This is a genomic window from Pseudomonas sp. AC211, from assembly GCF_979258055.1.
On record NZ_OZ409830.1, the window covers coordinates 3,355,803 to 3,373,785 of the forward strand.

Below are 17,983 nucleotides of genomic sequence, written 5' to 3' on the forward strand. Positions count from 1 at the left end.
GCCCCTCCTCCTCGTTAAGGTTTAGGCTAGCACCGCGACAGACTTCACCTGCGCCCACAATGCCTGACCGATCTTCAATTCAAGCTGATCCCGAGAAAAACGCGTGATCCGCGCCAGTAACGGCGTGCCTTGCATATCCAGCTGCACCAGCACGTGGGCGCTGTTTTCCGCCGCCACTTCAGCCACCACTGTCACCGGCAATACGTTGAGAATACTGCTGTGCAGCGGCTTTTCCAGGGCCAGGCTGACGTCGCGCGCCTTCACCTTGAAACGCATCGCCTTGCCTTGCTCCAACGGCGCATGCGCCACCTGAAAGCGCAACGTGCTGCCGGCAAAGCCCAGGCTCAGCAAGTGATAGTTGGCGTCGTAACCGCAAACGTGCGCCTGCACCACCACGCCGGCGTCGTCGCCTTGGGCCATGGGCAAGTCGAGGCGCGACAACAACTCGCCCACCGGCCCGCTGGCCCGCGCGCGCCCGCCTTCGAGTAGCACCATATGATCGGCCAGCCGCCCGACTTCATCCGGCGCATGGCTGACGTACAGCACAGGAATATCCAGCTCGTCATGCAGACGCTCCAGGTAGGGCAAGATTTCCTGTTTGCGCTTGTAGTCCAGCGCCGCCAGCGGCTCGTCCATCAACAGTAACTTCGGGCTGGTCAGCAACGCCCGGGCAATACCTATGCGCTGGCGCTCGCCGCCGGAAAGATGCTCCGGCATGCGTTCTAGCAAATGTTCGATACCCAATAATTCGACCGCCTGAGCGAGCTTCACCCGTTGCGCGGCGGCGCCAATGCGCTTGAAACCAAAGGTCAGATTGGCCCGCACCGACAGGTGCGCAAACAGGCTGGCCTCCTGAAACACATAGCCCAACGCGCGCTGATGCACCGGCAAGAAAAAACCCGTGGCGCTGTCCTGCCACAACTCGCCATTGACCCGCAAATAACCCGAGCTGGCGCGTTCCAGCCCGGCCACGCAGCGCAGGCAGGTTGTTTTCCCCGAGCCGGAATCGCCGAACAAAGCGCTGACGCCACGGCCGGGCAATTGCAGGTCGACATCCAGACTGAACGCCGCATAGTCCACCTTGAAGCGCGCTTCGATCATCGCACCACCGCCTTGCGCCCTTTGGCCTGCAACAGCAGCAGAATCGCGAACGAGAACACCAGCATGCCGCCCGACAGCCAGTGGGCTTGGGCGTATTCCATGGCCTCGACGTGGTCGAAAATCTGCACCGACACCACCCGCGTTTTATCTGGAATGTTGCCGCCAATCATCAGCACCACGCCGAATTCACCAATGGTGTGGGCGAAACCCAGAATCGACGCGGTTAAAAACCCCGGCCGCGCCAACGGCAACGCCACGCTGAAAAACGTATCCAGTGGACTGGCCCGCAACGTGGCGGCCACTTCCAACGGCCGGTCGCCAATCGCCTCAAACGCGGTTTGAATCGGCTGCACCACAAACGGCATGGAATAAAACACCGAGCCCACCACCAAACCCGCAAAGCTGAACGGCAGAATGCCCAAGCCCAGACTCTGAGTCAGTTGGCCAACAACACCGTTTGGCCCGAGGGTGATCAGCAAATAGAAACCGATCACCGTCGGCGGCAGCACCAGCGGCAACGCCACCACCGCAGCCACCGGCGCCTTGAGCCGCGAGCGGGTTCGCGCCAGCCACCAGGCGATAGGCGTGCCGATGATCAGCAGCAACACGGTGGTCACCGTGGCCAATTGCAAGGTCAGCCAAATGGCCGCGAAATCCGCGCCTGTCAGAGACATTCTCGATAACTCTTAAAGCTGATAGCCGAACGACTTGATCACCGCTGCGGCCTTGTCACCGCGCAGGTAATCGACCAACGCCTTGGCGGCTGCGCTGTCCTTGCCTTTGTTCAGGATCACCGCGTCCTGTTTGATCGGCTCATGCAAGTCGGCCGGCACCAACCACGCTGAACCGCTAGTGACCTTTCCGTCTTTATAAACCTGGGAAAGCGCCACGAAACCGAGCTCGGCATTGCCGGTGGACACGAATTGCAACGCCTGGGTGATGCTCTGCCCTTCAACCAGCTTGGGTTTCAGCGCATCGGTGAGCCCCAACTTTTCCAGCACTTGCGTGGCAGCCAGGCCATAGGGCGCGGCTTTCGGATTGGCGATGGCCAAGTGGGTGAACGCGTTTTTCTTCAACACTTCACCGTTGCTGTCGACGTAGCCGTTTTTCGCCGACCACAGCGCCAGCGCGCCAATCGCGTAAGTGAAGCGCGAGCCGGACACCGTTTCGCCTTCGCGCTCAAGCTTGGCCGGCGTTGCATCGTCGGCGGCAAGGAACACCTCAAACGGCGCGCCATTTTTAATCTGGCTGTAGAACTGGCCGGTGGCGCCGTAGGAGGCGACCAACTTGTGCCCGGTGTCTTTCTCAAAATCCGCCGCCAACGCTTGAATCGGCGCGGTGAAATTCGCGGCAACCGCCACTTGCACCTCATCAGCGAACACGCTGCTCAAGGCGAACGAGGCGGACAAGGCAACAACCAGGCGAGACAGGGTCAACGTCATAAACAGTTCCTTTGTAGAGGCAAGTTCCAGCGAAGAGGACAATCACCACACCGAGCGCTATGTTCGCGACTATATAGCGCTACACGGAGTAACGGATAGCGGTCCCGTAAAAACAACCGGCGCATCTTGGAAAATATCTGACCTTTCAGTCAAGTTCTGAATTTCACGCGCATAAAATGCCAGTGCTACCATCGCCGCCACCGCGCTTGAGCACCTGCTGCAATGAAACTCGAAGGCCAATTCTGGATCACCCACAACGGCAACGACGTCGCGGGCGAAGCGCGCATCGCCCTGCTGCGGGCCATTGACGCCACGGGCTCGATCAGCCAGGCGGCCAAAGCCGTGGGCATTAGCTACAAATTCGCCTGGGATTCCATCGACGCCATGAACGGCGCGTCCGGCAGTCCGCTGGTGGCGCGTAGCGCCGGTGGCAAAGGCGGCGGCGGCACCCAACTGACCGAGGCCGGGCGCGCCTTGATCGCCAGCTACCAGCGTTACCAGCAAGAGCACCAAGCCTTCTTGCAGCGCTTGGGCGACGACGCTGGTGTGTTGAGCCTGCTGGAATTCATGGAGCGTCTGCGCATGAAAACCAGCGCGCGTAACCAGCTATTCGGCAGCGTGGTCGCCGTTCACAACGGTGAGGTCAACGACCTCATTGAGTTTCAGCTCAACACCGGCGAGCGCCTCACCGCCTCGATTACCCACGACAGCACCGCGCGCCTGGAATTGAAGCCCGGCGTGGCGTTATATGCGCTGATTAAAGCGTCGTGGGTGCAACTGATGGCCGCCAATACCGACGCAGCGCAACCCGGCGACAACCAGCTGCACGGCCAAGTGCGCGAGATCATTCGAGGATCAGCGGAAACCGAGGTGTCGCTGACCCTGGCCGGTGGCGCCACGCTGGTGGCGGTGCTGAGCAATACCCAGGCGGACACGCTGCAGTTGGCCGTCGATCAACCCATCGCGGCCTTGATCAAAGCCGCGCACATGATCCTCGGCCGGCTCTGACCCGGCGTTATTTCCACCACGGATAGAACGACGGCATCGCATTGGCTGACTGTTCGCTGTAGTCCGCAGGACGCTTCTCCAAAAACGCCTGCACCCCTTCTTTGCCGCCGCCAACGCTGGTGTAGAACATACCGAGCGAATCAACCTTGTGCGCCTCAAGCGGGTGGGGCTGAGCGGCGTTGCGGTACATCATCTGCCGCGTCAGGGCGATGGCCACCGGGTTGTGCTGGGCAATGCGCCGGGCAATCTTGTAAGCCTCTTCGAGCAATTGATCGGCTGGCACCACGGCCTTTACAAAGCGCCCCTGCAAGGCTTCTTCCGGCTTGAGAATGTCGCCGCTGTACACCCACTCCAGCGCTTGGGAAATGCCGACAATGCGCGGCAGAAACCAGCTCGAACACGCCTCCGGCACGATGCCGATCTTGTTAAAAACAAACCCGATGCGCGCGTGCTCGCTGGCCAGGCGGATGTCCATGGCGCAGGTCATGCTGGCGCCGATGCCCACCGCCGCGCCGTTGATGGCAGCAATCACCGGCTTCTTGCATTCGTAAATGGCCAAGGTCACGCGCCCGCCGGTATCGCGCACGCCGTCGCGAATGGCCGGGTCGTCCAGGCGGTTTTGCATGTCTTCAAGCGTCGGCTGTTGGCTTTCGTCCAGACCGAACACATTGCCGCCTACCGACAAATCCATGCCGGCACAAAACGCGCGGCCCGCGCCGGTCACCACAATGGCGCGAACCTCTTCATCATCACTGGCACGGTTAAACGCATGGATCAGCTCGTGGGCCATTTCCACCGTGAACGCGTTGAGCTGTTCCGGGCGATTAAGGGTCAGGGTCAGAATGTTCTCGCTTACCTGATAGCTGAGGGTGTTGTAGGACATGCGCCGCTCCTGGCAAAACCATTGGGGTTCCTATCATGCCTAGCCAGACAAGGCGCGCCCCGGCGATTCGTAGGGCATTTGTGCCAAGGCGAACGGGGTAAATGATTTAATAGCGGCGTTTTCACCACTGAAAAACCGCCATGTCCGACCTCAGCTACGGCCCTCTCGCCGCCGAATTGCGCCCGCTGCTAAACAAGTTCTACCGCGCCCACCGCTCGCCCATGCGCGCCGGCGCTGACGAGCAACTGTGGGTGGCGAAAGAAACGGAAATTGTCGCGGCGCTGGGCTTGCGCAGCATCGGCTCGCACGCGGACGAAGGGGTTTGGTTGACCGGCCTGTTCGTGGCGCCGGCGCTGCGCGATCGCGGCATCGCCAGCCAGCTCGTGGAGGTTGCCTGCACCGAAGCGAACGGCCCGGTGTGGCTTTTGCCACCCCACACTTGGCGACTTTTACGCTCGTCTAGGCTTTAGCCGTGGTGAATCGTTGCCGGCTTCCTTGGCTGAACGATTCGCCCGATACCAACGGACCAAAACGCTCATCGTCCTGCGCCGCGATAGCCAGTGATTGGCAAGCGGTTGTCGGCTGTTACACTACGCGCCGCGCGGCCCCGGCCGCCTTCGCCCCACATCGCTTGCGTGTCAGGAACAGCATGAAAATCGACAAAAAAACCGCCATTGCCCGCCGTAATCAACAACTCGGCAGCGCAGTGCTCGGCGTCAACAACACGCACTTCGCGACCATCAACCTGAACAAAAATATCTGGTGGTTCGACATTCCCGTCGGCCGTCTGAAAATCGGCCAGTACGAATGGGTGCACCTGCTGATGCACAACCACGTGACCGATGAATTGCACCATCTGCGCGTACCGACGCTGTACCTGCGCACCCATGAAGATGGCCTGGTGACCCGCAACAAAGGCAGCCGCAACGCGACCGTTAGCCTTGAGCTGTCGGCCGATCGGGATTCGCTGTTTCAGGATGTTCGGCCGACGGGTACGGGCGTGAAGTTTGCGGAGTTTGTGCAGGGCTGAGTGGTGACCTGAAATGGCCTTTTGCAGGGATCGCGGCTAAAGCCGCTCCTACAGACTGCGTCCGGCCTGTGGTTGCGGTTGGTCCGGCGCCTTCCCTTACAAAACCTTTACACCTCACCCCGGCACTTCCTTAATCGAGACGCGTCTTACAGATACCCCGGATTCATCTCACCCGGGTATCAGGAGACAACCATGTTCAGTCTGCCCAAAGTTGCCCTGCTGTTAGGGCAGCCTTGCCCTCGCCGGGCAAGCGTCCGCCCACGGTGGAGACGGTGGACCTTTCGTTTTGGGCGCCGTGGTTGGTGCCGTGGTAGGCGGCGCTGTGGAATCGCCTCGCAGCGGGCCCCGGTGTATGTCGAAGCCCCGCCGCCACCGCCCGTTGCTTACTATCCGCCGCCACAACCGGTGTACGCCCAGCCCGTCTATGCACAGCCTGTGTACGCCCAGCCGGTGTATTACCAACCGGTGGTGGTGCAAGCGCCGCGCTATTACGGCCCGCGTTATTACGCGCCACGGCCGGTGTATTACGAGCCGCGCGGTTATGGTCACCACGGTCGCTGGTAATCGCCTCGCAGAAAAGCCCGCCCCTTCGGCGGGCTTTTTTATGGACGTCAGCCGGAGGAAGCGTCGTCCTTGGCGCGCTCGTTTTCCTCTTGCCACCTGGCCCAACGGGCGGGCATTACTCGGCCAGCCAGGTACGATTTCTCTTCGGTGGTGCCGTCTTCGTTATGAATGATCAATGTCGCGTCTTTGCCGCGTAGGAACCGTTCGGTTTCCTGAAGTAGGCGCGCTTTGGTCAGCGCACGTTTAGAGGGGCGGGTTGCGCCTTTCTTGATGAGTTGCCAGCCCTCTGGCACACGGTTGATGTGGTAGTCGCCCATGCCGTCTATATCCCTGAATCACTTGCCCATCAGTACCCGGCCGCTACGCCTAGTGCTTGAGGGGTTTTATCGATGTGTGAAACATCCGAGCAAACTGCCATCGCGGCAGTTCCGTGTAAGGGATGGGCGGTCATGCGCGCTGTTTTTATTGGCCCTTAATAGCTTAAAAACAGGTCGCCATAGTTGCTAAACCGCCATTGCGCAAGTGCTTAGGCTAATAAACAGGCGAAGGCGAAGTTGCACTTTAATATCAAAAAACCGTTTGTCGCCAACAACTTAAATTGAGCCGAACGAAACTCCGGCGCTCCCCTTCAGAGTTCCTGTAAGGCCCAAGGGGGTTTTGCGACTACTTCATAGAAGAGGAGAAACCAACATGCCTACCAACAAAAACCCCGGTAACTTCGCTAATGATCGGGCGCGGGCTTCGGAAGCAGGACGCAAAGGTGGTCACAACAGTGGCGGCAACTTTGCCAACGACCCGCAGAAAGCGTCCGAAGCAGGCCGCAAAGGTGGTCAAGCCAGCCATGGCAATAAAAAGCTGACTGACCGCTAAACCAAGCAGTACCTACATTCACCAGCCAGCTGTTGGATGAATGCGCAGAGGCCCGCGACAGCGGGCTTTTGTTTGCGTTAAAGAAAGGATGACTAGCGGTTGCGCTGGCGCCAGTCGCCATGACCGCTGCGGTTGTCGCTGCGCTGCTCGGAGCGACGGTCATTGCTACGGTGGCCGTCTCGGCGACGGTCATCGCGTTCACGGGCGTGGTGGCGATCACGGTCGCCGTCATAGCGGTGCGGCGCCGGGTAGTAGCCGCGCGACGGTTGATTCCAACCGTTGTAAACCGGGCCGCGGCGTGGCGCGCTGTAATAACGCGGCGCTGGTGCCGGCACGTAATAACGGGGAGCCGGTGCGCGGTAATAGCGCGGCGCTGAATACACTTCGTAGCGTTGAACATATGGCGCGCTGTACACCGTGCCGTAACCACCGGAACGACCGTAGCTGCGGTCGTAATTGTCGTCGTAGTCATAACCCGCACAACCCGCCAAAAACAGGCCAATCAGACCAAGCAGCAGGGTTCGATAACGCATCATGGCAGCCTCCTGAGACCGCATGGGAACCGAGCGGCGAAGGCCGTTCAACAGTGTTCCCACGATCTTGGACAGCACAGATTCCGCCCGGCTTGCTGTAGGGCGATTCATATTCCATTGCCATTTATTTCATACGCGCACCAAAGCGCAGCACGCCACTGCCCTGCGCCTCGTTTTCGCGCACGCCCCGCCCTTCTTCCCATTCCAACAAAGAGCCCGAGCCCCGTCTGCGCTGGCACGGCGCAACTTGGCACGGCTCTCGCTTTAGCTCCGGTGTGCAGGATTAACCGGGCAGTTGCCTGGGTACGCGGCACCACAATTCGCAATGGATGACTAGGGTTCCGGCTAGCGCTTAAAACGCTCAGTGACTGGTCCGAGAGTTATCGACCTCCAGTGAGGTTACACGGCGGGACAAAAGCCCGGGAGACGAACGCCACGCCGCGTTGCGCCTGCCCGCTTTTATCTCGAACTGGAGGTTTTACATGCGCAAGTCCCCGTTATTCGCCCTCGTTCTCGCCGGCCTTGCCGCCACGTTCAGTTTCAGCGCCCAGGCTGCGCCCAAAGAAAAAATTCAGCGTCTGCTGGACCCTCTACGCCGGCTGGATGCCGTGGGAATACGCAGCCGCCGAAGGCATCGTTGATAAGTGGGCGAAGAAGTACAACATCGCCATCGACGTGGTGCAGCTCAATGACTACGTCGAGTCGATCAACCAGTACACCGCCGGCCAGTTCGATGGCTGCACCATGACCAACATGGACGCCCTGACCATTCCCGCTGCCGGCGGCGTCGATTCCACCGCCCTGGTGGTCAGCGACTTCTCCAACGGCAACGACGGCGTCGTGCTCAAAGGCAAAGGCAAAACCCTGGCCGACCTCAAGGGCCAGCCGGTGAATCTGGTCGAGCTTTCGGTTTCTCACTACCTGCTGGCACGCGCCCTGGAAACAGCCGGCATGAGCGAAAAAGACCTCAGCGTGGTGAACACTTCAGACGCCGATATCGCTGCCGCTTTCAACACCAGCGATGTCAATTCGGTGGTCACGTGGAACCCGATGCTGGCGGAAATCAAAGCCCAGCCGGACACCACTGAAGTGTTCAACTCCAGCCAGATTCCCGGCGAGATCATGGACATGATGGTGGTCAACACCGCCACCCTAAAAGACAACCCAGCACTGGGCAAAGCCCTGACCGGCGCCTGGTTCGAAATCATGGAACTGATGGCCAGCGACACGCGCGCGCGCCACCGCCGCGCTGGAACACATGGCCAAGGCTTCGGGCACGGATCTGGCCGGCTTCAAGTCGCAACTGGCGACCACCAAACTCTTCTACACCGCCAAAGACGCCCTCGCCTTCGCCACCAGCCCACAGCTGCCGGAAACCATGAGCAAGGTCGCCAGCTTCTCCTTCGCCCACGGCCTGCTCGGTGAAGGCGCCAAAGACGCTGGCGCGGTCGGCATGAGCTTCGCCAAAGACGTAGTCACCGGCGACAGCGGCAACATCAAACTGCGCTTCGACCCGAGCTACGTGCAGATGGCGGCGGATGGCACGCTGTAACCCTGCTGACGATGAACTCGACCAAACCCTCCGTCATTCCCGCGCAGGCGGGAATCCAGAGTGTTGCAGGTGAAGGAAATGGTCGGGGCAACCCGATCCCAAATTCGAGACCCCCATGCGCCTGATCAATCGCCACCCCGACGGTGCCGGCCGACTGCTGCTGATTCTGCTGCCGTTCGCGCTGGTGCTGTTCGCCTACTTCACCGGCTCCTCGGCGCGGTTGGCGGACAACCCCAATGACAAGCTGCTGCCCAGCGCCGTGCAGATGACGGACGCGGTCAAGCGCATGGCGTTTACCGAAGACAAACGCAGCGGCGGCTATCTGCTCTGGCAAGACACCGCTTCCAGCCTGCAACGCCTCGGCATGGGCCTGGGCATTGCCGCCATTATCGGGCTATGCCTGGGCATCGCCGCTGGCACCCTGCCGCTGTTCAGTGCGCCGCTGTCGCCACTGCTCACGGTGCTGTCGATGGTGCCGCCGCTGGCGATTCTGCCGATTCTGTTTATCGTTTTCGGCCTCGGCGAGCTGTCGAAAGTCATGCTTATCGTCATCGGCATCACCCCGGTATTGGCGCGGGATCTGGAACAGCGGGCGCGGGAAATTCCGGCGGAACTGCTGATCAAGGCACAAACCCTCGGCGCTTCGACCTGGACCCTGATTCTGCGCGTGATCCTGCCGCAACTGCTGCCCCGTCTGCTTATCGCCTTGCGCCTGGTGCTCGGTTCGGCCTGGCTGTTTCTGATTGCCGCCGAAGCCATCGCCTCCACCGACGGCCTCGGCTACCGCGTGTTTCTGGTGCGCCGCTACATGGCCATGGACGTGATTCTGCCGTACGTGGTGTGGATCACTCTGCTCGCCTGGCTGATGGACTTGGGCCTCAAGCGCCTGACTCAGTTGGCGTTCCCTTGGTATCAGGGGGCGAAGGCATGAGTGCGTTCATTGAAGTTAAAAACGTGTGGCAAACCTACGGCGATCAGGTTGTGTTGGAGAACCTCAACATCACCGTCGCCGAAGGTGAGTTCTGCACCTTGGTGGGCACCTCGGGCTGCGGCAAATCCACGTTCCTGCGCCTGTTGCTGGGCCAGGAAGTGCCAAGCAAAGGGCAAATTCTGCTGGGCGGCCAACAGCTGGTCGGCGAGCCGGATGCCAGCCGGGGCGTGGTGTTTCAGCGCTACTCGGTGTTCCCGCATTTATCGGTGCTGAACAACGTGGCGCTGGGCCTGGAGCTGCCGCGCTCGCCGCTGCTCGGTCGCCTGTTTGGTCGGGCCAAGCGCGACGCTCGTGAGCAAGCCGCCGAGCTGTTGAAAAAGGTCGGCCTCGGCCACGCGCTGGACAAATATCCGACGCAGCTTTCCGGCGGCATGCAACAACGGCTGGCCATCGCCCAGGCGCTGATCATGCAACCGCGCGTGCTGCTGCTCGACGAACCCTTCGGCGCCCTCGACCCCGGCATCCGCAAAGACATGCACGCGCTGCTGCTGGAGCTGTGGCGCGAAACCAAGCTGACGGTATTCATGGTCACCCACGACCTGTCCGAAGGCTTCACCCTCGGCACCCGCATTCTGGTGTTCGACAAGGTTCGCCACGACCCGCACGCGCCGAACGCCTATGGCGCACGCATCACCTACGACATTCCCCTGAACCCCGACCGCCGCGCCACCCGCGCCGCCGTCGACGCCCTGCCGGCGCATGTCACCGGCAGCCTGCATTCCGTCTACCAAGGAGCCTGATCATGACCAGTGCCTTGAGCCTGCGCCCCAGCCTGTATGAAGAAACCGTACCGGGCGGCGGCCACACCTCGTTCGTGCTCAAACGTGGCCAAGTGCTGCGCATTACCGACCTCGAAGGCGGCGCCAACGTCAGCCTGATGCTGCTCAATGCCGCCGAGAAAAGTGAGCGCTTGAACCTGCCCGACAGCCTCAAGGGCCAGCACACGGCCAAGCTCACCGTCGGCCATTGCCTGTACTCGGACATGGGCCGCGTACTGGCCGCCATTACCGCCGACACCTGCGGCTGGCACGACAGTTTCGGCGGCGTGTTGAATGCCGCCGAGGTACAGGAAAAATACGGCGCCGGCCGCTACCAGGAACTGCGCAACGGCTTCTTCCGTAACGGCGTCGACAACCTGCTGGTGGAAATGGGCAAGTGGAACCTGAACCTGCAAGACCTGCTCATGACCCTCAATCTGTTCAGCAAGGTCACGGTTGATAGCGACGGTTGCTTCGCGTTTGCCGAGGGCAATTCCAAGGCTGGTGACTACGTCGAGCTGTACGCGCCGATGGACACGTTAGTGGTGCTCACCGCCCTGCAACACCCGATGGACCCCAACCCCGATTACGCGCCAAAGCCGGTGCAACTGAGCTTCAGCAAAGTGGCTGAAGACGGCATCAGCGTGCTGTGCCGCACCTCGCGCCCGGAAAACGGCCGTGGCTTCTACAACACCGAACGTCTGTACATCTGGGGGCCTTACCATGTCGCTAACCCACAGCCCCCGCCATGAAGAAGCCGCCGTTTACCGCGCCACCATCGCCGCCGGTGAGCCGTTCCTGAAGGAAGTCAAAGCCGGGCAAACCCTGCGCCTGCTCGACCTGGAAGGCAACCAAGCGGTCGACACCTTGTTCTACAGCGCCCGCAACCCGCGCGAGCGCTACGACGTGCAGCGCACCCTGCGCAAACAGAACCGCGTGTACCTCACCACCGGCACCGTGTTGTATTCCAACCTCGGCAACCCGCTGCTGACCATCACCGCCGACACCTGCGGGCGCCACGACACCCTCGGCGGCGCCTGCGCGCAAGAGAGCAACACCGTGCGCTACGCCCTCGACAAACGCTACATGCACAGCTGCCGCGACAACTTCCTGCGCGCCAGCCTGCACGACGGCCGCCTGAACAAAGCCGACATCAGCGCCAACATCAACTTCTTCATGAACGTGCCGGTTACGCCAGAAGGCGGGCTGACGTTTGAAGACGGCATTTCCGCTGCCGGCAAATACGTCGAGCTGGTGGCGCACATGGACGTGATCGTGCTGATTTCCAACTGCCCGCAACTGAACAACCCCTGCAACGGCTACAACCCGACGCCAGCGGAGTTCTTGGTATGGGACTGATTCGGCGGTGGTTGTTTGCGCTGTGCCAGAGCCGCAGTGGGCAGGTTTTGCTCCCCTCTCCCGCCTGCGGGAGAGGGGCTGGGGGTGAGGGAAAAGGCAAAACGCAAAATCAAAGTCCCCCCTCACCCTAGCCCTCTCCCCGCTGGGGCGAGGGGACGGACCGAGTCCACCTGACGCTTGCACGAAATTCCCACACCGCGGACGACCGCCGGTGCACACCCAAATACAGCGGGACGGCCCGCCTCCCCTTTCGAGGGGCTTAACGCCATGTTCACCAAACTGCTGATCGCCAACCGTGGCGCCATTGCCTGCCGCATTTTGCGAACCCTGCGCGCGCTCGAGGTGCAGGGCGTAGCCGTGTATTCCGAGGCCGACGCCGCCAGCCTGCACATTCAGCAAGCCGATGAAGCCTTCAGCCTCGGCGAAGGCGCGGCGGCGGGCACGCATGTTGCAGGTGCAGAAAATTCTTGCCGTGGCCCAGCAAACCGGCGCCCAAGCCATTCACCCGGGCTACGGCTTTCTCTCGGAAAACGCCGCCTTTGCCGAAGCCTGCGAAGCCGCCGGCATTGCCTTTGTCGGCCCAACGCCAGAACAACTGCGGGTGTTTGGCCTCAAGCACACGGCGCGCGCCCTGGCCAAGCAGCACGGCGTAGCCATGCTTGAAGGCACCGAACTGCTGGAAAACCTCGACGCCGCCCTAGTGGCGGGCGAGCAGGTTGGCTACCCGGTGATGCTGAAAAGCACCGCGGGCGGCGGCGGCATCGGCATGCGCGTGTGCCGTTCGGCCGAGGAATTGAGCGAGGCGTTCGACGCGGTCAAACGTCTGGGCCAGAACAACTTCAGCGACGCCGGCGTGTTCATCGAGAAATACATCCAGCGCGCCCGCCACCTGGAAGTGCAGGTGTTCGGCGATGGCGCTGGCGAGGTAATCGCCCTCGGCGTGCGCGACTGTTCCGTGCAGCGGCGCAACCAGAAAGTGCTGGAAGAAACCCCAGCCACCAACCTGCCTGCCGGCATGGCCGACGAACTCTGCGCCGCCGCTATCAAGCTGGCCAAGGCGGTGAACTACCGCAGCGCCGGCACCGTGGAGTTCGTCTACGACAGCGAAGCCAGCCAGTTTTATTTCCTCGAAGTGAACACCCGCTTGCAGGTCGAACACGGCGTGACCGAGCAAGTGTGGGGCGTCGATCTGGTCAGCTGGATGATTCAACTGGCCGCTGGCGACCTGCCGCCGCTCAGCGAATTGAGCGCGAACCTGCGCCCGAACGGCCACGCCATTCAAGCGCGGTTGTATGCCGAAGATCCGGGCCGCGATTTCCAGCCGAGCCCAGGCTTGCTGACCGCCGTGCAGTTCCCGCCGGCCGATGGCAAAACCCTGCGCATCGACACTTGGGTAGAGGCCGGCTGCGAAATTCCGCCCTACTTCGACCCGATGATCGCCAAGCTCATCGCCTGGGCGCCGACCCGCGAAGAAGCCAGCGCCGGGCTTTACAACGCCTTGGGCGACAGCGTGCTGTACGGCGTGGAAAGCAACCGCGACTACCTGCGCCAAATCATCCAAGACGCCCCGTTCGCCAGCGGCAACCCGTGGACCCGCTGCCTCGAGCAATTGGTTTACAAGGCTGACACCTTCGAGGTGCTCGGCGCCGGCACGCAAACCACCGTGCAGGACTACCCCGGCCGCCTCGGCTACTGGGCCGTTGGCGTACCGCCGTCCGGGCCGATGGACAGTCTGGCGCTGCGTCTGGGCAACCGCTTGCTCGGCAATGAAGAAGGCGCCGCCGCGCTGGAAATCACCATGAGCGGCCCGACGCTGCGCTTTAACACCGATGCGGTATTAGCGGTTACCGGCGCCGACATTCCCCTGAGCCTCGACGGCGCGGCGCAACCGATGAACACCGCGCTGCTGGTAAAAGCCGGCAGCACCCTGACCCTCGGCACCATCGCCGGGGCCGGCGCACGCAGTTACCTGTGCCTGCGCGGCGGCCTGCAAGTGCCGGATTATCTGGGCAGCAAAAGCACCTTCACCCTCGGTCAGTTCGGCGGCCATGGCGGCCGTGCCTTGCGCGCCGGCGATGTGCTGCATATTCCGACGCTCACCGACGCGAGCCACGGCGCCGCCCTGGACGCCGAGCTGTGCCCGCCGCTGCCAGCGGTGCGCAGCATCCGCGTGATCTACGGTCCCCACGGTGCGCCGGAATATTTCACGCCCGAGTACATCGACATCTTCTTCGCCACGCATTGGGAAGTGCACTTCAACTCCAGCCGCACCGGCGTGCGCCTGATCGGCCCGAAACCGCAATGGGTGCGTGAGAGCGGTGGTGAGGCCGGCCTGCATCCATCGAATATCCACGACAACCCGTATGCCATTGGCGCCGTGGACTTTACCGGCGACATGCCGGTCATCCTCGGCCCAGACGGCCCGAGCCTGGGCGGCTTTGTGTGCCCGGTGACGATTATTGAGGCAGACCTTTGGCAACTGGGGCAGCTGAAGGCTGGGGACAAGGTGCAGTTCACGGCCGTCAGCATTGGCGAAGCGCGCGAACTTCACGCTGCCCGTAGGAGCCAGCTTGCTGGCGAAGCTCCTGCGTTTAACAGCTTCGCCAGCAAGCTGGCTCCTACAAAAACACAGGCGAGCGAGCTGATTTCCCCGATCGTACTGGACCTCGGCGACAACGACACCCGCCTCGTCGCCCGCCTTTCCGGCGACACCCATTTGCTGGTGGAAATCGGCGCGCCGGAATTGGACCTGGTGCTGCGCTTTCGCGGCCACGCGCTGATGCAGGCGCTGGAAGCCAAGCAATTGAACGGCGTGATTGACCTGACGCCGGGCATCCGTTCGCTGCAAGTGCACTACCAGCCGGAAACCCTCAGCCTCACCGATTTGCTCGGCATCATCGCCGGCGAGTGGGACGCGGTGTGCGCGGCGCAGAACCTCGAAGTGCCGTCGCGCATCGTGCATTTGCCGCTGTCGTGGGACGACCCGGCGTGCCAGTTGGCCATCGAAAAATACATGACCACCGTGCGCAAAGACGCGCCCTGGTGCCCGAGCAACCTGGAGTTCATCCGCCGCATCAACGACCTGCCCAATCTCGACGAGGTGTACCGCACCGTGTTCGAGGCCAGCTACCTGGTGATGGGCCTGGGCGACGTTTACCTCGGCGCACCGGTGGCCACGCCGCTGGATCCGCGCCACCGCCTGGTGACCACCAAATACAACCCGGCGCGCACCTGGACGGCGGAAAACTCGGTGGGCATCGGCGGCGCGTACATGTGCGTGTACGGCATGGAAGGCCCCGGCGGCTATCAGTTCGTGGGTCGCACGTTGCAGATGTGGAACCGCTACCGCGAAGTCGAGGCGTTCGACGGCAAACCGTGGCTGCTGCGTTTCTTCGACCAGATTCGTTTCTACCCGGTGAGCGCCGAAGAACTGCTGCAAATTCGCAAAGACTTCCCCCCTGGGCCGCTACCCGCTGCAGATCGAACACAGCGTGCTCAACCTCGCCGACTACCAGGAATTTCTCGCCAAGGAAGCCGACACCATCGGCGCCTTCCGCCGTCAGCAACAAGGCGCCTTTAACGCCGAACGCGAACGCTGGATCGCCAGTGGTCAGGCGCATTTCGACAGCGAAGAAGCGGTGGCCGAACTCGGCGAAGACGCCCCGCTCGCCGTGGGCCAACACAGCATTGAAAGCCATATTGCCGGCAACCTGTGGCAGGTGCAGGTCGAGGCCGGGCACAGCGTCAAGGCCGGCGATGTGCTGGTGATATTGGAATCGATGAAAATGGAAATCCCGCTGCTGGCGCCACGCGACGGGGTGGTGAAGGAAGTGCGCGTGCAACCGGGCTCAGCGGTCAGGGCTGGGCAGCGGGTTGTTGTGCTGGAGGAAATCTGAGGTCGAAACAAACTCAACGGCTTTGCTCCCCTCTCCCGCCTGCGGGAGAGGGGCCGGGGGTGAGGGCTAACGCACACGCAAAATCAAAGTCCCCCCTCACCCTAACCCTCTCCCCACAGGGGCGAGGGGACCGACCGAGATTTAGGCAATATTTAAGGAGCCAACCATGACCCACCCATTCGACCTGCGCCTGAGCGCCGTCAAAGCCGCCTACCTGGCCGGCACCACTACGCCGCGCCAGCTTATCGGCGCGCTGCGTGAGCAAGCTGCAGCACTGAATCCGGAATTCAACCTGTTCATTCATCTGCTCACGGCAGAAGAGCTGGAGCCCTACCTCGCCGCGCTCGACGGCAAAACCGCCGACAGTCTGCCGCTGTTCGGCGTGCCGTTCGCCATCAAAGACAACATCGATCTGGCCGGCATTCCCACCACCGCCGCCTGCCCGGCGTTTGCCTATACGCCAAGCGAATCGTCGACGTTGGTCAAGCAACTGCTGGCCCTCGGCGCCGTGCCGCTGGGCAAGACCAATCTCGACCAATTCGCCACCGGCCTCAACGGCACGCGTTCGCCCTACGGCCCGTGCCGCAACAGCGTGCACCCGGACTATCCGTCAGGCGGTTCGAGCGCGGGTTCGTCCTTGGCCGTGGCGCTCGGTGTCGCCAGTTTCTCGCTGGGCACCGACACTGCCGGTTCCGGCCGCGTGCCGGCGGCGCTGAATAATCTGGTTGGGCTGAAGGCCACCAAAGGTTTGCTCTCCACGGCAGGCGTGGTGCCGGCCTGCCGCACGCTGGATTGCGTCACCTACTTCACCGCCACCGCGCGTGAAGCGAGTCAACTACTGGCGCTTACGGCCACGCTCGATCCGGCCGATGAATACAGCCGCAAAAATCCCCTGTGGAACGATGGCAGCGCGTTCGGCATACCGCGCAAAGGCTTCCGTTTCGGTGTGCCGAAGCAGCTTGAATTCCTCGGCTGCCCGGAAGGCCCGGCGCTGTTCGCGGCTACGGTGAAGCAACTCGAAGCGCTGGGCGGCGTGGCCGTGGCGCTTGATTTCGAGCCCTTCGCCGAAGCCGCGCGCCTGCTCTACGAAGGCCCGTGGGTGGCCGAGCGCTACAGCGTGGCAGGCGAGCTGATCGAGGCGCAGCCCGACGCCGTGCTGCCGGTGATTCATGCCGTGCTGTCGAAAGCGCCGGGCACCACAGCGGTTGAATTATTCCGCGCGCAGTACCGGTTGCAGCAGCTTAAAGCGGTGTGCGATCGCGCCATGGCCGAGCTCGACTGCGTGCTCACCCCGGCCTACCCGCGCCCGGTCACCCTGGCCGAGCTGGACGCCGAGCCGGTGAAACGCAATTCCGACCTGGGCTACTACACCAACTTTATGAACATGCTCGACTACGCCGCCATCGCCGTGCCGGCCGGTTTTATGGCCAACGGTTTGCCGTGGGGCGTCACGCTGTTCGGGCGGCCGTTCACCGATCAATACCTGCTTAGCCTCGCCGAAGGGTTGCAATGCCAACACGACCTGCCGCTGGCCGGCGAGCGCAGCCTTAGTCTCAGCGCACCCGCGAACCTGGCGCGAAATGACCTGGCGCGGCTGGTGGTGTGTGGCGCGCACCTGGACGGGCTGCCGCTGAACTGGCAACTCAAACAACGCGGCGGCCGACTGCTGACAGCCACGCAAAGCTCACCTGACTACCAACTCTGGGCGCTGGCCGGCGGCCCACCGTTCCGTCCGGGTATGGTTCGCGTCGCCGAGGGCGGCGTAGCAATCGAAGTGGAGGTGTGGGAATTGCCGAGCAGCGAGCTGGGCTCGTTCCTCACCGGCATTCCAGCGCCCCTCGGTTTGGGCAAGGTGCAACTGGCCGATGGCAGCTGGGAGAGCGGGTTTATCTGCGAGCCGTATGGCTTGGAAGGGGCCAGCGACATCAGCCATTTCGGCGGCTGGCGCGCCTACCTGACAAGCAGATAATTCGTAGGATCCAGCGTGCTGGCGAAG

General features: G+C 62.2%; 14 protein-coding genes, 5 pseudogenes and 1 riboswitch. Of the genes and pseudogenes, 13 read left to right on the forward strand and 6 right to left on the reverse strand.

The annotated features are described in order from the left end of the window. Window positions 1–21 precede the first annotated feature (21 nt). The 3 genes from modC to modA are packed head-to-tail and all read right to left on the reverse strand — an operon-like array spanning window position 22 to window position 2,543. On the reverse strand, window positions 22–1,101 hold the full coding sequence (gene modC, locus ACZZZP_RS15760) for a molybdenum ABC transporter ATP-binding protein (protein WP_463383398.1): 1,080 nt from the start codon (window positions 1,099–1,101) through the stop codon (window positions 22–24). After that, entirely contained in the window at window positions 1,098–1,775 is a 678-nt protein-coding gene (modB, locus tag ACZZZP_RS15765) for a molybdate ABC transporter permease subunit (RefSeq protein WP_463383399.1), read from the reverse strand. Before modB ends, modC begins: the two co-directional genes overlap by 4 nt. A gap of 12 nt (window positions 1,776–1,787) precedes the next feature. Beyond that, complete coding sequence (gene modA / locus ACZZZP_RS15770) at window positions 1,788–2,543, reverse strand: molybdate ABC transporter substrate-binding protein (protein ID WP_463383400.1); 756 nt, start codon at window positions 2,541–2,543, stop codon at window positions 1,788–1,790. Window positions 2,544–2,765: 222 nt separating this feature from the next. Here modA and ACZZZP_RS15775 point away from each other — a divergent pair, with 222 nt between their 5' ends. Continuing rightward, the gene (locus ACZZZP_RS15775; RefSeq protein WP_463383401.1) at window positions 2,766–3,551 is read left to right on the forward strand and encodes a TOBE domain-containing protein; all 786 of its coding nucleotides are present in this window, start codon (window positions 2,766–2,768) and stop codon (window positions 3,549–3,551) included. A gap of 7 nt (window positions 3,552–3,558) precedes the next feature. Here ACZZZP_RS15775 and ACZZZP_RS15780 read toward each other — a convergent pair whose 3' ends face one another. Beyond that, window positions 3,559–4,434 (reverse strand): crotonase/enoyl-CoA hydratase family protein, encoded by an 876-nt coding sequence (locus ACZZZP_RS15780; protein WP_463383402.1) that lies wholly within the window; start codon window positions 4,432–4,434, stop codon window positions 3,559–3,561. A gap of 140 nt (window positions 4,435–4,574) precedes the next feature. Here ACZZZP_RS15780 and ACZZZP_RS15785 point away from each other — a divergent pair. The 3 genes and pseudogenes from ACZZZP_RS15785 to ACZZZP_RS15795 all read left to right on the forward strand — a co-directional run bounded on the left by ACZZZP_RS15785 (window position 4,575) and on the right by ACZZZP_RS15795 (window position 6,028). Continuing rightward, window positions 4,575–4,998 (forward strand): annotated as a pseudogene (locus ACZZZP_RS15785) (GNAT family N-acetyltransferase). Between the two features lie 85 nt (window positions 4,999–5,083). Then, the gene (locus ACZZZP_RS15790) at window positions 5,084–5,464 is read left to right on the forward strand and encodes a hypothetical protein (RefSeq protein WP_463383403.1); all 381 of its coding nucleotides are present in this window, start codon (window positions 5,084–5,086) and stop codon (window positions 5,462–5,464) included. 192 nt (window positions 5,465–5,656) lie between these two features. Further along, a pseudogene (locus ACZZZP_RS15795) lies at window positions 5,657–6,028 on the forward strand (hypothetical protein). 47 nt (window positions 6,029–6,075) lie between these two features. Here ACZZZP_RS15795 and ACZZZP_RS15800 read toward each other — a convergent pair. Then, entirely contained in the window at window positions 6,076–6,345 is a 270-nt protein-coding gene (locus ACZZZP_RS15800; RefSeq protein WP_122493768.1) for a DUF2188 domain-containing protein, read from the reverse strand. Window positions 6,346–6,718: 373 nt separating this feature from the next. On the opposite strand from ACZZZP_RS15800, the gene ACZZZP_RS15805 reads away from it, so the two are divergent. Beyond that, window positions 6,719–6,898 (forward strand): con-10 family general stress protein, encoded by a 180-nt coding sequence (locus ACZZZP_RS15805; RefSeq protein WP_463536682.1) that lies wholly within the window; start codon window positions 6,719–6,721, stop codon window positions 6,896–6,898. 92 nt (window positions 6,899–6,990) lie between these two features. On the opposite strand, the gene ACZZZP_RS15810 is transcribed toward ACZZZP_RS15805, so the two are convergent. Beyond that, window positions 6,991–7,434 (reverse strand): hypothetical protein, encoded by a 444-nt coding sequence (locus tag ACZZZP_RS15810; protein WP_463383405.1) that lies wholly within the window; start codon window positions 7,432–7,434, stop codon window positions 6,991–6,993. A 319-nt stretch (window positions 7,435–7,753) separates the two neighbouring features. Beyond that, window positions 7,754–7,859, forward strand: a riboswitch (guanidine-I (ykkC/yxkD leader). Between the two features lie 54 nt (window positions 7,860–7,913). Here ACZZZP_RS15810 and ACZZZP_RS15815 point away from each other — a divergent pair. The 8 genes and pseudogenes from ACZZZP_RS15815 to atzF all read left to right on the forward strand — a co-directional run bounded on the left by ACZZZP_RS15815 (window position 7,914) and on the right by atzF (window position 17,956). Continuing rightward, window positions 7,914–8,983, forward strand: a pseudogene (locus ACZZZP_RS15815) (putative urea ABC transporter substrate-binding protein). A 115-nt stretch (window positions 8,984–9,098) separates the two neighbouring features. Beyond that, entirely contained in the window at window positions 9,099–9,914 is an 816-nt protein-coding gene (locus ACZZZP_RS15820; RefSeq protein ID WP_122493771.1) for an ABC transporter permease, read from the forward strand. Then, window positions 9,911–10,714, forward strand: a complete 804-nt coding sequence (locus ACZZZP_RS15825) for an ABC transporter ATP-binding protein (RefSeq protein WP_122493772.1) — start codon at window positions 9,911–9,913, stop codon at window positions 10,712–10,714. The genes ACZZZP_RS15820 and ACZZZP_RS15825 overlap by 4 nt, the downstream gene beginning before the upstream one ends. 2 nt (window positions 10,715–10,716) lie before the next feature. Then, entirely contained in the window at window positions 10,717–11,484 is a 768-nt protein-coding gene (locus ACZZZP_RS15830; RefSeq protein ID WP_463536683.1) for an urea amidolyase associated protein UAAP1, read from the forward strand. Then, window positions 11,456–12,091 (forward strand): urea amidolyase associated protein UAAP2, encoded by a 636-nt coding sequence (locus tag ACZZZP_RS15835; protein WP_463383407.1) that lies wholly within the window; start codon window positions 11,456–11,458, stop codon window positions 12,089–12,091. The genes ACZZZP_RS15830 and ACZZZP_RS15835 overlap by 29 nt, the downstream gene beginning before the upstream one ends. 267 nt (window positions 12,092–12,358) lie before the next feature. After that, window positions 12,359–12,460 (forward strand): annotated as a pseudogene (locus ACZZZP_RS15840) (biotin carboxylase N-terminal domain-containing protein); the annotation flags it as partial. Window positions 12,461–12,536: 76 nt separating this feature from the next. Next, a pseudogene (uca, locus tag ACZZZP_RS15845) lies at window positions 12,537–15,987 on the forward strand (urea carboxylase). A 166-nt stretch (window positions 15,988–16,153) separates the two neighbouring features. Further along, a complete protein-coding gene (gene atzF / locus ACZZZP_RS15850; RefSeq protein WP_463383408.1) occupies window positions 16,154–17,956 on the forward strand; it encodes an allophanate hydrolase in 1,803 nt (600 codons plus the stop codon). Window positions 17,957–17,983 lie beyond the last annotated feature (27 nt).

Coding starts and splice junctions, on each gene's coding strand:
- modC (WP_463383398.1), bottom strand. CDS start 1,101: ATGATCGAAGCGCGCTTCAAGGTGGACTATGCGGCGTTCAGTCTGGAT.
- modB (WP_463383399.1), bottom strand. CDS start 1,775: ATGTCTCTGACAGGCGCGGATTTCGCGGCCATTTGGCTGACCTTGCAA.
- modA (WP_463383400.1), bottom strand. CDS start 2,543: ATGACGTTGACCCTGTCTCGCCTGGTTGTTGCCTTGTCCGCCTCGTTC.
- ACZZZP_RS15775 (WP_463383401.1), top strand. CDS start 2,766: ATGAAACTCGAAGGCCAATTCTGGATCACCCACAACGGCAACGACGTC.
- ACZZZP_RS15780 (WP_463383402.1), bottom strand. CDS start 4,434: ATGTCCTACAACACCCTCAGCTATCAGGTAAGCGAGAACATTCTGACC.
- ACZZZP_RS15790 (WP_463383403.1), top strand. CDS start 5,084: ATGAAAATCGACAAAAAAACCGCCATTGCCCGCCGTAATCAACAACTC.
- ACZZZP_RS15800 (WP_122493768.1), bottom strand. CDS start 6,345: ATGGGCGACTACCACATCAACCGTGTGCCAGAGGGCTGGCAACTCATC.
- ACZZZP_RS15805 (WP_463536682.1), top strand. CDS start 6,719: ATGCCTACCAACAAAAACCCCGGTAACTTCGCTAATGATCGGGCGCGG.
- ACZZZP_RS15810 (WP_463383405.1), bottom strand. CDS start 7,434: ATGATGCGTTATCGAACCCTGCTGCTTGGTCTGATTGGCCTGTTTTTG.
- ACZZZP_RS15820 (WP_122493771.1), top strand. CDS start 9,099: ATGCGCCTGATCAATCGCCACCCCGACGGTGCCGGCCGACTGCTGCTG.
- ACZZZP_RS15825 (WP_122493772.1), top strand. CDS start 9,911: ATGAGTGCGTTCATTGAAGTTAAAAACGTGTGGCAAACCTACGGCGAT.
- ACZZZP_RS15830 (WP_463536683.1), top strand. CDS start 10,717: ATGACCAGTGCCTTGAGCCTGCGCCCCAGCCTGTATGAAGAAACCGTA.
- ACZZZP_RS15835 (WP_463383407.1), top strand. CDS start 11,456: ATGTCGCTAACCCACAGCCCCCGCCATGAAGAAGCCGCCGTTTACCGC.
- atzF (WP_463383408.1), top strand. CDS start 16,154: ATGACCCACCCATTCGACCTGCGCCTGAGCGCCGTCAAAGCCGCCTAC.